Origin of the sequence: Kitasatospora sp. NPDC048286 (assembly GCF_043201735.1) — a bacterium.
Taxonomy (GTDB): Bacteria; Actinomycetota; Actinomycetes; order Streptomycetales; family Streptomycetaceae; genus Kitasatospora.
Genome location: NZ_JBICZE010000025.1, coordinates 41397 through 55475 on the forward strand (window position 1 = coordinate 41397; position 14079 = coordinate 55475).

Below are 14079 nucleotides of genomic sequence, written 5' to 3' on the forward strand. Positions count from 1 at the left end.
CGGGGCGGCCGGGAACGGGGTGAGGGCCCGTGTCGCGCGGTTGCGCGGCACGGGCCCTCGTGGGTCACTCCGGTGGTCCCTGTCCGGCCCCCGGGGTGTGGGGGAAGCCGAGGGGTCGGCTTAGTACCAGTGGTGGGACTGCCAGAAGTTCCAGGCGGCGTTGGGGCTGCCGTAGCGGGTGTTCATGTAGTCCAGCGCCCACTTGATCTGGGTGGTGGGGTTGGTCTTCCAGTCCGCACCGGCGGAGGCCATCTTGGAGGCCGGCAGGGCCTGGCCCAGTCCGTAGGAGCCCGAGCTCGGGTTGGTCGCGGTCACGTTCCAGCCGGACTCGTGGGAGATGATCTGGCTGAACGAGGCGAGCTGGTCCGCCGGCACGATCTGGGCGGCGAGGGCCTGCGGGGAGGCGTCGGCGGCCGAGGCGACGGAGGGGACCACGGCGGCACCCAGGGCGGTCAGGCCGGCGGCGCCGGCGAGGATCGCGGCAGAGGTGCGCATACGGAGCTTGAAAGCGGGCATGTAGAGCAGGACCTCAATCGGGTTGGGCCGGTGTCACGCCCCGCCCCGACCGTGGCCGGACAGGGGCCGAACGGTCGCGGGATGTGACTCGGCGGTAAGCCGCATCCGGCGGGACAGGAGCCGGTGTGGCTGGCGACGAATGCAAAGTTGCCAGACCGCAACGGGCCCCGCCAAGACCCCCTCGCTACGACCCGCCGTCGTAGCGAGGAGGGCGGCTCCGATTCGAAGGAGGGGCCATGCCGAGCGCACCACCCCCTTCCGACCTGTGCAAACGCCACCCACCCCCTGGCAAAAAGCGGGCAAAACGGACATTCCTAGCCGTCGTCGTGCCCCGCAACCGCATGTGAGCGCACTCACCGTTTGAACCCCGACAGCATCACCACCCGACCCACCCCCATCACGCCGAGTCACCGCCGACCAGGCCGTCACTGAGAGCGCGGTCACACCGTGCCGACGCGGTGACGACACCCAGGGACACAGGGCGTGGGCCTGCGCGACGGCGTGCCGCGGCCGCTCGTCCACCGCACCGGTGCCCTGTACGGCGGCGAGTGGGACGCCGGCCGCCGGCTCGCCTCGGATCGGCGGGCCCGGCAATCCGCCGGGACGTCCGGCCGGCGGAGCTTGCTCCGCACGGCCCACGCCGCCGTGCCCGCGGCCGGGCCCGCCCGCAGGCTGAGGTCCATGACGAGGAGCCTGTTCACCTGCGTCGGCGACACCGCCGACCACCGTTCCCGGGGCGCCACCGAGCGCCTGCTGAAGGCGATCGACGCGCTCGCGGAAGCCGACGGACTCGACTCCGTGACCCAGCCGCTGAGACGGATCATCCGGGCGCTGCCGCTGGGCCGGGCACGCGACGTGCTGCACGGGCTCCCGCTCGGTCATCCCCTGCACCCCGCCCTGGTCCAGATCCCCATCGGCGCCTGGACCTGCGCGGCCGTCCTCGACCTGACACCCGGCGCCCGCCGACCGGCCCACCTCCTGGTGGCGCTCGGTGTGATCACCGCCGTCCCCGCCGCCTGGAGCGGCTGGGTCGACTGGGCCGAACAGCACGAACAGCAGATGCGCACCGGCCTGGTGCACGCCCTCGGCGTCGGCGCGGCGATCGCCCTGTACGGCGGCTCGTGGGCCGCCCGGGGGCGGGGCCACCACGGGCTCGGCCGACTGCTCGGCTTCACCGGCGCCGCCGCCGCGACCGCCGGGGCCTACCTCGGCGGCCACGTCGCCTACCGACAGGGCGCGGGAACGAACAAGACCGAACCCGTCGCACACCTGGTCGGGCCCGGCTGGCACCCGCTCGGCCGACTGGCCGACCTCCAGGTGGGCCTGCCCGCCCGACGCACCGTCGGCGACGTCCCCCTGCTCGTGGTGCGCGAGTCCGAGGACACCGTCCACGTCCTGGCGGCCTGGTGCAGCCACATGGCCGGACCACTCACCGAGGGCGAGATCGTCGACGGGTGCGTGCGCTGCCCCTGGCACGGCAGCCTGTTCCGGCTCGCCGACGGCTGGAACGTCGGCGGGCCCGCCACCGCCCCGCAGCCCCGCTTCGAAACCCGCACCGACGGTGACGGCGTCCTGCACGTCCGCCTGCCCGAGGCCGGCTGAGCGGTTACGTCGGTGTCGGCCGCGGCCTCCCCCGGAACGCACCTGGCGGTGGTCATCGCGGGCATCCCCCACCGCGATGACCACCGCCGGCGCGTCGCGCGAAGCAGTCGGTCGGTTGCCCGACGCCCGCTCAGACGCCTGCCGCGATCCGACCGTCGTCGATCCAGCCGCCGTGGCCGTCACCGCCGTTGTTGAGGAAGGCGGTGGTGGGGCCGGTGGTGACGAGGTAGTCGGCGTGGGCGTCGGCGTCGATGTCCGCCAGGGCCACCGTGGTCTGGTCGGTGGTGAGCCCGGTCGCCGTGCGGCCATGGTCGGTCCAGCCCCCGTGGCCGTCGCCGCCCTTGTTGAGGAAGGTGGTGACGGAGCCGTCGGGGTTGATGACGTTGTAGTCGGCGCGGCCGTCACCGTCGAAGTCGGCGAAGCGGACGCGGCTCCGGTCGGAGGTGAGTCCGCCGGCGACCTTGCCGTCGTCGATCCAGCCGCCGTGACCGTCACCGCCCCGGTTGAGGAAGGCACCCACGGCGCCGTCGGGCTGGGTGATGAGGTAGTCCGCGCGGCCGTCGCCGTCGAAGTCCGCGAAGGTGACCTGGGTGGGGTCCGTGGTGAGTCCGGTGGCGATCTGGCCGAGGTCGCTCCAACCGCCGTGACCGTCACCGCCCTTGTTCAGGAACACCCGCACCGAACCGTCGGCGTTGATCATGATGTAGTCGGCACGCCCGTCACCGTCGAAGTCGGCGAAGCGGACCCGGCCGCGGTCGCTGGTCATCCCGGTGGCGACCTGACCCAGGTCACTCCAACCGCCGTGACCGTCACCGCCCTTGTTCAGGAACACCCGCACCGAACCGTTGTCGTTCACGATCACGTAGTCGGCACGGCCGTCACCGTCGAAGTCCGCCCAGCGCACCCGGCCCGCCCCACCCGACTCCGTACCGGCGTGGTGCACCGGGGCCGGGGCGGCCAGGCCGTCCGTGAAGGCGCGGTCCAGGGCCTGGTCGAAGGTCTGCGCCATCCGCTGGTAGCCCAGGTCGTCCGGGTGCAGCCCGTCGGCCATCTCGGCCGGGGTCAGCGCGGGTGCGGCGGTGTAGCGGACCTTGCGCCCCTGGGCCTGCTTGGCGAGGACGGCCCGGCTCAGGCTGTCGTTGTAGTCGGCCACCTGGGTGGTCAGGCTCGGTGTGGTCGGGATCAGACCCATCACCAGGACGGTCACGCCCGGCCGGTCGGCCAGGATCCGGTCGATCAGCGCCGACGTCCGGTCCGCGGCGTGAGCCTTGTCGGTACCTCGGTCCAGGTCGTTGATGCCGATGTGGAGCAGTACGACGTCCGGCTGCGCGGCGGCCAGCCAGCCGTCGACTCCGGCCAGGAGATCGTTGACCATGGACCCGCCGTGTCCCTCGTTGTCCGGGTCGGCCGTGGCGCCGTTGCGCAGCGAGCCCACCAGGTCGATGGTGTAGCGGTTCTGCTGGGCCACCAGGTCGGCGAGTGGTCCGCGGTACCCGGCGTCGGAGGTGCTCCGCCACCCGGAGGTGCTCCGCCACCCGGAGGTGATCGAGTCGCCGAGCGGCATCACCCGCAGCACCGGGGCGGGCGTCGGCGCGGCGGCGGACGCCGTGGGGACGGCGGCGGCGAGCGCGGCCGCCGCGGTCACCGCGGCGAGAGCGAGTGTGGTGGTGCGCTTCACGGGATTCCTTCCTTGTTTCGGGTCGCGGTTCAGGCGCCGGCGGCGATCTGGCCGTAGTCGATCCAGCCGGGGTTGTTCTGGTCGTCGCCGCCGTTGTTGAGGAAGGCGGTGGTCGGGCCGGTGGTGACCAGGTAGTCGGCGCGGCCGTCGCCGCTGATGTCGGCGAGGTCGAGGGTGTTCTGGTTGCTGGTGATGCCGGTGGTGATCTTGGAGCGGAGGGTCCAGCCGCCACCGGTGTCGCCACCGTGGTTGACGTAGCTGGTGATGCTGCCGTCCGGGTTGACGATGTTGTAGTCGGCCCGCCCGTCACCGTCGATGTCGGCCCACTTGATCCGGCTGAGGTCGCTGGTCACGCCGCTCGCGACCTTGCCGAGGTCCGTCCAGTTGCCGATGCCGTTGTTGCGGAAGACACCCACCGCACCGTCGGGCTGGGTGATCACGTAGTCCGTACGCCCGTCACCGTCGAAGTCGGCGAAGGTGACCTGGGCCGCGTTGGCCGTCAGCCCGGTGGCGACCTGACCGAGGTCGCTCCAACCGCCGTGGCCGTCACCGCCCTTGTTCAGGAACACCCGCACCGAACCGTCACCGTTGATCATGATGTAGTCGGCACGCCCGTCACCGTCGTAGTCCGCGAAGCGGACCCGGCCGCGGTCGCTGGTCATCCCGGTGGCGACCTGACCCAGGTCACTCCAACCGCCGTGGCCGTCACCACCCTTGTTCAGGAACACCCGCACCGAACCGTTGTCGTTCACGATCACGTAGTCGGCACGGCCGTCACCGTCGAAGTCCGCCCACCGCACCCGGTTCGCCCCACCCGACTCCGTACCGGCGGAGGATCCGCGGCCGCCGATCGGCGACACGTAGCCGCTGACGTGCTTGGACCCGTACATCCCGCCGGCGGTGATGGTGCCGCGGGTGACCTGGCTGTTGCCCTGGTTGCCGCCGATGGTGCTGACGGTCCCGTCGGAGTTGACCGCGACGACCAGCGAGACGTGCTCCGCGTAGTCGACGCCGTTGTAGTTGAAGACGGCGGCGTCACCGACGCGGGGGGTCGAGTGCATTCCGGAGCCGTACTTGGCGAAGCTGCCGGCCCCCGCGGTCAGCCCCGAGATGTTGACGCCGTTCTGCGCCCAGACCCACCGGGCGAAGTCGGCGCACCAGCTCTCGCCGCAGCTGCCGTAGTAGCCGCTGCCGCCGGCGCTGTTGGTGTCGCAGGCGCCGTGGCCGAGGTTGGCCTCGGCGATGCCGACGATGTTCGACCCGACGCCGGCGGCGGCGACCTGGGCCCCCGTCAGCATGAGGACGGGCGTGACCGCGGCGGTGGCGAAGGCGGCGGTGAGCAGGGTACGGAGGGAGCGCTTGGGCATGGTGGGGTTCTCCTGTTTCGGGCATGGCTGGGACAGGCGTGGTGAGGTGGTGGAGGTACGGCCCACGGGTCACGCGACGTGGCGGGACCGGTGCCGGGGCCGGTGCCGGGGCGGGGGCCGGCACGGGGCGGGACCGCCGCCGGGCGGCACGGGGCGGCAACGGCTGCCCTGCAGGAGCAGCCGGTCGTGGGCCTGCGGCGCGGTGCCGGCTACTGCCAGATCATGTTGTCGTCGTGCACGTCGGCGGCCTCGACGCGGGAGACGGAGGCGCCGGCGTGCCCGGCGGCGGACAGGGCGACGGCGGGCAGGACGGCGGCGAGGGCGAGGGCGACGACCGCGGCGGCCTCGGCGAGACGGGTGCGCAGCATGGTGGTTGATCCTTCGACGGAGGAGGGACGGCGCGAGGAGGGGCGGCCGGACCGTGCGTCCCGCGGTGACGCTTCGTCCTGGTGGCCCTGCCGGTCGGTGGTCCCGGCCGGCGATCACTACCTTCGTCGAGGCCCGGGGCGGATGGAAGGGATGTCAGGTGGACGGAAACGTCCCCTGCCGGTTCCGTCCAGCGAGGCCTGATCGGGACAGTTCCAGTTCGTAGAACGGGGAGACGAGCGGGGCGCCGACCCGGGCCACGGACCAGCCGTGCAGCGCTGCGGCGGACGCCAGGGCCCGCCCGCAGAGCGCGGCGGCCCGGGACTCGGCGTCGGCGAGGCCGTCGGCGAGGAGGTACAGGCCGAGCACCGGGTCGGGGGCGGCGTCCGGGTGGACGGCGACGTGCTCAAGCCGGTCCGCAGGGGTCGCCACGGACCGGACGAGGTCGGCGACGCCGCCCGGCAGGGGTGCTTGGTCCGGGGAACGCAGGTGAATGTGGATCAGGTACATGCGCACGAGACTCCCAGGCCGCGCGAGCGGCGCACAGGGGGTCGACCGGGACTGTTCGGGCCATGGCCGGAACGGTCCACCGCACACCCCTGGTCCAGCTTCCGATCTCCGTGCGATGATCATGCGCGCATCTTTCGCAGTACTGCTACCGGGGGGTAGGAATGCTGGCAATTCTGGGGTTGGACGCGACTTCCGAAGCCGTGTACCGGGCCATGCTGGCCCGTCCTCAGGACGGCGTGGCGGGACTCTGCGCAGCGGTCGGGCTGCCCGAGGCGCAGGTGCGCTCAGCACTGGACACGCTCAGCGAGCTCGCCCTGGTCCGGCCCTCGCACGAACGGGAGGGAGCGCTGCGCGCGGTCTCGCCGGACGTCGGCATGGAGGTCCTGATGGCCCGCCAGCAGGCCGAACTGGCGCTCCAGCGGCAGCGGATCGAGGCCTCCCGCGTCGCGGCGGCGCAGCTCATCGCCGACTTCTCGGACCTTCGTCCGGCCGCCGCGCACTCCGGGGTCGAGCAACTGGTCGGCCTGGACGCGATCCGCGACCGGCTGGCGTCCCTCACCCGCGAGGTGAAGGAGGAGGTGATGACCTTCGCCCCGGACGGCGGGCACACGCCGGAGAGCATCGAGGCGGCCCGCCCGCTCGACGAGGAGTTGCTCGGTCGCGGCGTGAAGATCCGCACCGTCTACCTCGACAGCGTGTGCAACAGCGCGCCGACCGTCGCGTACACCGGGTGGCTCGCCGCGCGGGGCGGGCAGGTGCGGGTCGTGCCGTCGCTGCCGACGCGGATGATCGTGGTCGACCGTGCCGCCGCCGTCATCCCGGTGAACAGCGACGACACGGCGGCGGCGGCCGTGGTGCTGACCGGCCACGGCACGCTGACGGCCCTCTGCGCGCTGTTCGAGAACGTCTGGGACGCCGCGCAGCCCCTCGGGGGCCAGGCCGTGCGCGACTCCCGGGGCCTCAGCGGCCAGGAGTCGGCCGCCCTGCGACTGCTCTCCGAGGGGCACACCGACGAGGCGATCGCCAAGCGGCTGGGCGTCTCGCCGCGGACGGCGCGGCGGATCGCCACCGAGCTGATGGAGCGGCTCGGCGCCCGCAGCCGTTTCGAGGCCGGGGTGCGCGCCGTCCAGCACGGCTGGCTCCCGGCCGGTGTCTGATCGACGGGAGTGATCTGCGCGGCGGCCCGGGCCGACTCCCCCCACGGCTGGACCAACTCCCCCACGGCTTGCGGAAGCCTCCGCCCGGGCTACGCTGGTCCGACAGGACCGATCGGGCAAAGCCGACAATCGCCCGCATGTGACATTCAGCTCCACGCCAGGCCGCTGAGAGGTCATCTCATGGACAGATGTGAGGCTTTCCCGAATCACGACAAGGCTTTCCTGAAGGAAGCCGTACGGCTGGCCCGAGAATCCGTCGAGAACGGCTGGGGCGGCCCCTTCGGTGCCGTCATCGCCCGGGACGGGGAGATCATCGCACGCGGCCAGAACCGGGTCCTGCTCACCGGAGACCCCACCGCGCACGCCGAGGTGGAGGCCATCCGCAAGGCGAGCCAGATCCTCAACCCGGAGTCGCCGTCCATCGCCGAGGACCGGCAGAACGAGTGGACCCTCCAGTACGTCCCGCGGGACCCCGGGTCCTGCGACCCCGTGCCGGAGCGCGCCCGGATGCTCAAGGGGTGCTCCATCTACGTCAGCGGCGCTCCGTGCCCCATGTGCATGAGCGCCGTCTACTGGGCCCGGATCGACAGCGTCTACTTCTGCTGCTCCCTGGAGGACACCCGGGCCATCGGCTTCGACGACTCCTTCCAGTACGAGGACTTCGAGAAGCCCTACAAGGATCGACGGATCCACATCGAGCAGCTCCACCGCAAGCTCGGTGTGCGTGCCTACAGGGCGTGGATGGACAAGCCGAACCACCACTACTACTGAGGCGGGTCCCCGCGGGCCGCCGTCGCCGGGTTCGGCGCGGCGGCCCGCGGTGTGGTCAGGGCGTTCTCAGGGCGTTCTCACGACGCGCTCACGGCGTTCTCGCGGCGTCAGCCCTGGCAGCGGCCGCTGCTGTAGTCGAAGGTCGCGGCGGCCTGCGAGTACTGCCACTGCGGGGCGAGCAGTTGGGCGTCCAGCTGGGCGGCGGCGGTGCGGTTCTCCACGACGTAGCCGAAGTCCTGCAGCCAGGCCGGGTAGAGGTTCTTCGAGCCGATGAAGAACGCCGAGCCGTCGACCGAGACCAGCTTGTGGTGCAGCGCGTAGGGGTGCCCGTCGGCCCAGGTGGGGGTGGACGCCGCGCGGAACGGGGCGAGTTGGAGGTTCCGGCACATCGCGGTCCGGGCCTGGGCCGGGTCGCCGAGGCGGGCGGTGAGCCGGGCCGCGAGGGTGTCGCTGATCTCGTTCAGGGACTTGATCTGCGAGTAGCCGCCGCTGCCGACCGTGCCCCGGTTGCCGGGGTCGCTGACCACGATCCGGACCTTCACCCCGTCGGCGAGCTTGCCCGCGAGCAGGTCGAAGAGCCGGGCGTCGTAGCGGGGCATCGGCGGGCAGGTGCCGGTCACGTCCTGCTGGGAGATGTCGATCCGGCTGGTGGCGCTGGCGACCAGCGAGCGCAGCGCGTTCTCCTCCGGGTTGACCGTCTCGTAGGCGCGGTCGTCGTTGGTACGGTCGTGCAGGCCGACCGGGCCGCACGTGACGTCGTCGGCGCCGGCCGCCGGCTCCGGACGGTAGTCGGAGGTGGGGTCGCTGTCGCGGATCCCGACGCCCAGGCCGCCGACCGCGATCACCGGCACGTTGCCGGCGGCGGGCACCCGCGCGGCCGCCGGGTTGAGCCGCTTCTCCAGGTCGGGGGTGCATCCGGCGCCCTTCGAGGAGGCGAACCAGGCGGCCGAGAAGACACCGCTGTTGCGGCAGGTCCAGTCCCACAGGGTGTCCAGGTAGGCGCCGGCGGAGGCGGCGGCCGGACCGTTCAGCGCGAGGTCGACGTCCGTCACCGGGTGGGCGGTGTCCAGGTAGTCGCCCTTCCAGTTGTTGATGCCGCCGGTGATGACGCTCTGCCCGTCGACGACCAGCAACTTGGAGTGGTTCCAGGAGAACGCGGTCTTCGCGGTGGTCATCGAGGCCACCTCGATGGTCACCCGGTCGGCGGCCGTGCCGAGCCGGGCCACCAGGTCGTCCCGGTACTTCGACGGCAGCGCGGTGATGTTGAGCAGCGGAGCGGCCCCGGCGAGGATCCGCACGTGCGGCGCGTTCCCTGCGGCCACCGACGCCTTGAGGCCGTCCACGATGGCGTCCTGGAAACCACCGTCCGGGAACGGGGCGAGAGTTGATATGTCGACGGTGCGGGTGGCCTTCGAGATGTTCTCCCGCATCCGGTCCAACACCCGCTTGGTCCCAGGCCGTTCGGCGCAGGAGGCGTCCCCCCAGCACCCCGGTGTCTGCAGCAGCCACCCGCCCGGGTCCCCGGCCGGTGCGTCCAGCCGGTTGCCCGCCGTCCGCTGCCACACCACACCCTCCAGCCCGGGCGACACCTGGCGCAGGGTCCGCTCCACCGCGTCCAGGTGGGGAGTACCGTCGGCCTGGGCCGCCCCCGGCGCGGGAGCCGGAGCCGGAGCCGGGTCGGCGAACGCGGGGGCGACGGGCAGCACACCGACGGCGGCGGCGAGGGCCAGTGCGGAACCGGCCAGACGGCGGCCGGAACGGCGGGACTGGGGAGAGAGCACGTGCGAGTCCTTCATGCGGGGCCGGGGACGTTCACCCGGACGACACCGCTAAATTACCTCAAAGTAACCTGAGGTGCTGTCAGGGTCCCATCAAGGCCGCGCATCCGGCCTGACGTGCCATCCACTGGAGGTCCGGTGGCCCCGGGCCTCAGTGGAAGACGATGGCGTGGCCGCCCTCGATGCTCGCCAGGCACGCCCGATGGAGCTGACGCCAGGCGAAACGTTCCGTCTCGAACGGTCCGTCCATCGCGGGATCCACAGCCGGCCCGACCGCCCCGACATCGAAGGGAACGCCCTCACCGTCGAGCTCGATGCCGATCGACGACGCGATACCCGACAGTTCGGCCAGCAGGCGCTGACTGGAACCGACGATGCCGGCGCCGTCGACGTCCGCCTCGTCAGGGAGGAAGAGCGGATCCTCGAAGTCGACCGGCACGTAGTAGCCGGAACTGTCGGAGTGACAGAGCAGATGAGAGTCGAACCTCGACATCTCGTCCCGGACCTTCTCGCAGTCGCGCTCGTACTGGCTCTCGCTGACCTCCAGAGCCGATGTGACGGGCTCGCCGAAGTCCGTGAGCACCAGGATGCGGCGCAGCTGGGTCAGATACCCGTAGGGGAAGCCGGCGGAGAAGGTACGGGTGCGCGGCGGATCGGTCATCTCCGGCTCGTGCCAGCCGATCCCCTCCGCCATGAGCGCCCGGCTGAGGCGGGCGAAGGCGGAGCGGTGGTGGTCGAGCCCCTCGGCGTCATTGCGCGCCTGGTCGTAGAGGAGTCCCACTGATATCGAAAGTCCCATGGGCCGGAGTGTAGGAGCGGCCCCTGACACCCGACCACGCCTCCCCGGGGCTTCCGAACCGGGATGGCCTGCCGACCTGCCGACCGAGTACGTGACCCTCGTGCGCCCGTGCGTCGCCGGTCGCCAGGTGTCCGATCCGTCAGCTCGGCGGGTTGCGCAGTTCGATGTCGTCGGCGTCAACCCAGTAGCGGCGGCCTCCGCTGGAGTCGGTGGTCTCGTAGAACGTCTTGCGGGTCGAGCCGCCGCGCTGCCACCAGCTCTGCTTCGGCAGGGTGCGCTGGGCGAACTTGCCCTCCGCGCCCTGGCGGGTGAGCTTCACCCCGTGGCCCTGGGTGAAGTGGCCGTCGAGTTCGGTGTGGACGAAGCCGTTGATCTCGTTCCAGGTCACGACCCACACCTTCATCGACAGGTCCGGCCAGCCGTAGGCGCGCACGTCCGCGCCCCAGCGGCGGGCACCCGGCCGGATGATCTCGGCGTCGAAGTCGGCGTTGGCGACCAGATCGCGCAGCGCGTCCGCGTCCACCCAGCCGCCGCGCCGGCTCGCCGACGCCCGGTAGAAGGTCTTGACGACGGCGCCTCCGGTGTCGGGCTTCGCCGGGATCCAGTCCCGACCGCGTTCGGTGAACCAGCCGCGGATCGGCTTGTTCTGGTCCACCGTCGTCAGCCCGATGTCCTTCGGGAAGACGTGCTCCTCCAGTACCTCGCCACTGGTGGTCGTGAGCGCCTCCATCCGCCAGCCGTCCGAACCGGTGACCTGCCGGTACACCGGGGTGTCCCGCGCCGCCCGGGCCTGGAACACCTCCTCGGGGTCCTCCCAGCCGATCGCCGGCGGCGCCCAGGCCTGGCCCGCGAGCTTCGGATCGTCCACGAGCGGAGCCCAGGCGGTGGCCGGCTCCTCCTTCGGGACCGCCGTCAGGATCAGGTCACGGCCCCGGACCCCCACCTGCGAGCCGGAGCCGAGGTGCAGCAGCCGGCACCGGTCGACGACGCTTCCGTCCAGTGTCTCGCCGAACATCCGCCGCTCCACCGTCCACAGCTGCAGCCCCCAACCCTCCTCGCCCTCCCGGCGGGCGGGCTCCAGCCGCAACCGCGCCCCGGTCGCATCGCTCTCCGCCGTCAGGCACAGCCCGCTCGCCGCGTGCCGGATCCGCGCCTGCCGCGAGGAGTACCGGTCCGCGTACCAGCGCTGCTGCTCGTCGACGCCCCGGTCGGGCGACAGCGTCACCGGCAGCCCCGCGGCCGTTCCGCCGACCACCAGCTCCCTCCGGACCTCGTACTCCATCAACCGCAACTCGAACCGGCCCGACGGCCACTGATCGTCCATGGCCACGAACATTCCACAGCCCCCGTCTGCCCGGCATCCTGCCGTTCGCTTTCGGCCACCGGTACGGGCGGCGGTGACGCACGGCGGGCGATGCGGGACGGCGCCCGGCCGATCTCACCTGCGCGAGGGCCTCAGCACGCCGGGTTCCTCCCCCGATCGGGGGAGGAACCCTTCCCTACTTCGCGTGATGTGTGACCGTCACCCGAAAGCCATGATCGTGTCCTGCCCGGCCCACCGATTCCTCGCCGGGCGTTGACCGGCCCCCACTCCCGTTCCCGGGCTCGTCGGCCTCAGCGAAGACGCGGAGACGCGGAGAGCTCATCATCCGATCATTCGAAGGATCAGCATGACGATGCGAAACACACCCATATCCTCTCTCGTGACCGTCGGAGCTGCGGTGGTTCTGGCCGCGACGCTGACACCGGCGACGGCCTCCGCCACGTCCGGCACCGTCGCCGAGGACCCGATGCGGCCGTACACCCAGCAGACGCTCCGCTGGGGGCACTGCGACGAGCACACGCCGGCCGCTTTCCAGTGCGCGACCGTCAAGGTGCCACTGGACTACGGCAACCCCGACGGCGAGAAGCTCGACGTCGTGGTGAACCGGTTGAAGGCGAGCAGTGCGCAACAACGCCGCGGCGTGCTGCTGTTCAACCCCGGCGGTCCCGGCGCGTCGGGTCTGGGTCTGCCGGTCGCCATGGAGCCGGTCATCCCCCAGGAGGTGAAGGACCGGTACGACCTCGTCGGCTTCGATCCGAGGGGCATCGGGCAGAGCTCCCCCGTCAGCTGCGGTCTGACGCCCGACGAGCTGAACATCGACCGCCCATACCACGCCGAGACCTTCGCGAAGGACGTGCGGTGGGCGCGAACAGTGGCCGACAAGTGCGCCGCCGCGGAAGGCGACAAGCTGCGTCACATCACCACCCGCAACACCGCCCGCGACATGGACCTCATCCGCACCGTCCTGGGCGAGAAGAGGATCTCCTACTACGGGGGCTCTTACGGCACCTATCTCGGCGCCGTCTACCTGCAGATGTTCCCCCAGCGGGCCGACCGGTTCGTGCTGGACAGCGCGGTCGACCCCACCCAGTACGGGCGGGGCACCTTCCAGCAGATGGCGCAGGCGACCGAGCCCGCCTTCACGCGGTGGAGCGAGTGGACCGCGGGGCGGGACACCACGTACCACCTGGGCCGAACCCCGGCCGAAGTCCGCAACACCTTCTGGGACATCGTCGCCCGGGCGGATCGCAAGCCCGTCGACACCGGCGACGGCCCCCTCACCGGCGACGACATCCGCGCCGTGCGCGACATCTTCTTCACGGAGCGGAAGGCCGCCGACTGGATCGCCGAACTGAAGAAGGCCGCCGAGGACGACAAGCCCGCCGCGCCGGCGCCCGCCCCCGAACTCCCCCCGGAGAACGAGCTCGCGGGCCTCTGGGCGGTCATGTGCGGCGACACCGCCGCATCGTGGCCGCGTGACCCCGGGCAGTACCGGCGCGACACCGTGCGCGGCAGGGCCCGGTACCCGCTGTACGGGGACTTCGCGTACGGCATCAAGCCGTGCGCCTTCTGGAAGCCCGGCGCCGAAGCCCCGACCACGGTGGACAACGACGTCCAAGCGCTGATCCTGCAGAACGAGTGGGACTCCCAGACGCCCCTGACCGCCGCCCAGGGCATGCACCGGTCCCTGCGCGGCTCCCGGATGATCACCGTCCTGGGAGGAGAGGGGCACGGCGTCTACGGCAGGGGGTCCTGCGCGGACGAGTCCGCCACGCGCTACCTGACCACGGGCAAGCTCCCGGGGGGCGACCTCACCTGCCAGGCGCCGACCGCCCGATGAACCACCGCCACCGCGGCGCGGCCCCGCCCGCGCTGCGTCGGCGGGAATCCGCAGGTCGTCGCGGCTCCCCCGTCCGCGCCCTGCGGTGCCCGGCCGCTCGCCGGCGGGATCGCGAGCCCTGATATGTTGCCAGCGCCGTGGTGTTCGGGAAACCGGTCGAATTCCGGTGCGGCCCTCGCCACTGTTGCCGCGGAGTTCCGCGGCCCTCGCTGACCGGCTCTGCCGCCGGTCAGGGCCACTGGGCGGGCTGGAAGAGCCGCTTGGGAAGGTCGGCCGCGGCGCGTCGATGCGGAAGCCAGGAGACCGGCCACGGCGCGACATGTTCCACGAGGGTTTTGGAGAACACGTGCCCAGCGGTCTGCCGTACCCGT

At 71.8% G+C, this 14079-nt stretch carries 12 protein-coding genes and 1 riboswitch; of the genes, 4 read left to right on the forward strand and 8 right to left on the reverse strand.

All coding sequences use genetic code 11. The annotated features are described in order from the left end of the window. Positions 1-120: 120 nt before the first annotated feature. The gene (locus tag ACGF13_RS38060) at positions 121-495 is read right to left on the reverse strand and encodes a transglycosylase SLT domain-containing protein (RefSeq protein ID WP_392884022.1); all 375 of its coding nucleotides are present in this window, start codon (positions 493-495) and stop codon (positions 121-123) included. Between the two features lie 702 nt (positions 496-1197). Between ACGF13_RS38060 and ACGF13_RS38065 the strand changes: the two genes are divergently transcribed. Further along, positions 1198-2118: a Rieske 2Fe-2S domain-containing protein gene (locus ACGF13_RS38065; protein ID WP_392884023.1), complete on the forward strand. Its 921-nt coding sequence runs from the start codon at positions 1198-1200 to the stop codon at positions 2116-2118. Positions 2119-2248: 130 nt separating this feature from the next. On the opposite strand, the gene ACGF13_RS38070 is transcribed toward ACGF13_RS38065, so the two are convergent. The 4 genes from ACGF13_RS38070 to ACGF13_RS38085 form a co-directional block, all read right to left on the reverse strand. Further along, on the reverse strand, positions 2249-3796 hold the full coding sequence (locus ACGF13_RS38070) for an FG-GAP-like repeat-containing protein (protein WP_392884025.1): 1548 nt from the start codon (positions 3794-3796) through the stop codon (positions 2249-2251). A gap of 29 nt (positions 3797-3825) precedes the next feature. Beyond that, positions 3826-5163: an FG-GAP-like repeat-containing protein gene (locus tag ACGF13_RS38075; protein WP_392884026.1), complete on the reverse strand. Its 1338-nt coding sequence runs from the start codon at positions 5161-5163 to the stop codon at positions 3826-3828. A 209-nt stretch (positions 5164-5372) separates the two neighbouring features. Then, complete coding sequence (locus ACGF13_RS38080) at positions 5373-5531, reverse strand: hypothetical protein (protein WP_392884028.1); 159 nt, start codon at positions 5529-5531, stop codon at positions 5373-5375. Positions 5532-5685: 154 nt separating this feature from the next. After that, positions 5686-6039 carry a hypothetical protein gene (locus tag ACGF13_RS38085; RefSeq protein ID WP_392884030.1) on the reverse strand — a complete coding sequence of 118 codons (354 nt, stop codon included), beginning with the start codon at positions 6037-6039 and terminating at the stop codon, positions 5686-5688. Positions 6040-6200: 161 nt separating this feature from the next. Between ACGF13_RS38085 and ACGF13_RS38090 the strand changes: the two genes are divergently transcribed. Together ACGF13_RS38090 and ACGF13_RS38095 are read left to right on the forward strand one after the other, a co-directional pair. Further along, positions 6201-7196: a helix-turn-helix domain-containing protein gene (locus ACGF13_RS38090; RefSeq protein WP_392884031.1), complete on the forward strand. Its 996-nt coding sequence runs from the start codon at positions 6201-6203 to the stop codon at positions 7194-7196. Between the two features lie 180 nt (positions 7197-7376). Further along, a complete protein-coding gene (locus tag ACGF13_RS38095) occupies positions 7377-7967 on the forward strand; it encodes a nucleoside deaminase (RefSeq protein WP_392884032.1) in 591 nt (196 codons plus the stop codon). A gap of 107 nt (positions 7968-8074) precedes the next feature. On the opposite strand, the gene ACGF13_RS38100 is transcribed toward ACGF13_RS38095, so the two are convergent. From ACGF13_RS38100 to ACGF13_RS38110, 3 genes are all read right to left on the reverse strand, one after another. Then, complete coding sequence (locus ACGF13_RS38100) at positions 8075-9748, reverse strand: phospholipase (RefSeq protein WP_392884033.1); 1674 nt, start codon at positions 9746-9748, stop codon at positions 8075-8077. Positions 9749-9896: 148 nt separating this feature from the next. Then, positions 9897-10544: a hypothetical protein gene (locus ACGF13_RS38105; RefSeq protein ID WP_392884034.1), complete on the reverse strand. Its 648-nt coding sequence runs from the start codon at positions 10542-10544 to the stop codon at positions 9897-9899. Positions 10545-10683: 139 nt separating this feature from the next. Next, positions 10684-11868 (reverse strand): hypothetical protein, encoded by a 1185-nt coding sequence (locus ACGF13_RS38110; RefSeq protein ID WP_392884035.1) that lies wholly within the window; start codon positions 11866-11868, stop codon positions 10684-10686. Positions 11869-12220: 352 nt separating this feature from the next. On the opposite strand from ACGF13_RS38110, the gene ACGF13_RS38115 reads away from it, so the two are divergent. After that, the gene (locus tag ACGF13_RS38115; protein WP_392884037.1) at positions 12221-13708 is read left to right on the forward strand and encodes an alpha/beta hydrolase; all 1488 of its coding nucleotides are present in this window, start codon (positions 12221-12223) and stop codon (positions 13706-13708) included. A gap of 121 nt (positions 13709-13829) precedes the next feature. Beyond that, positions 13830-14035, forward strand: a riboswitch (cobalamin riboswitch). Positions 14036-14079: the final 44 nt, after the last annotated feature.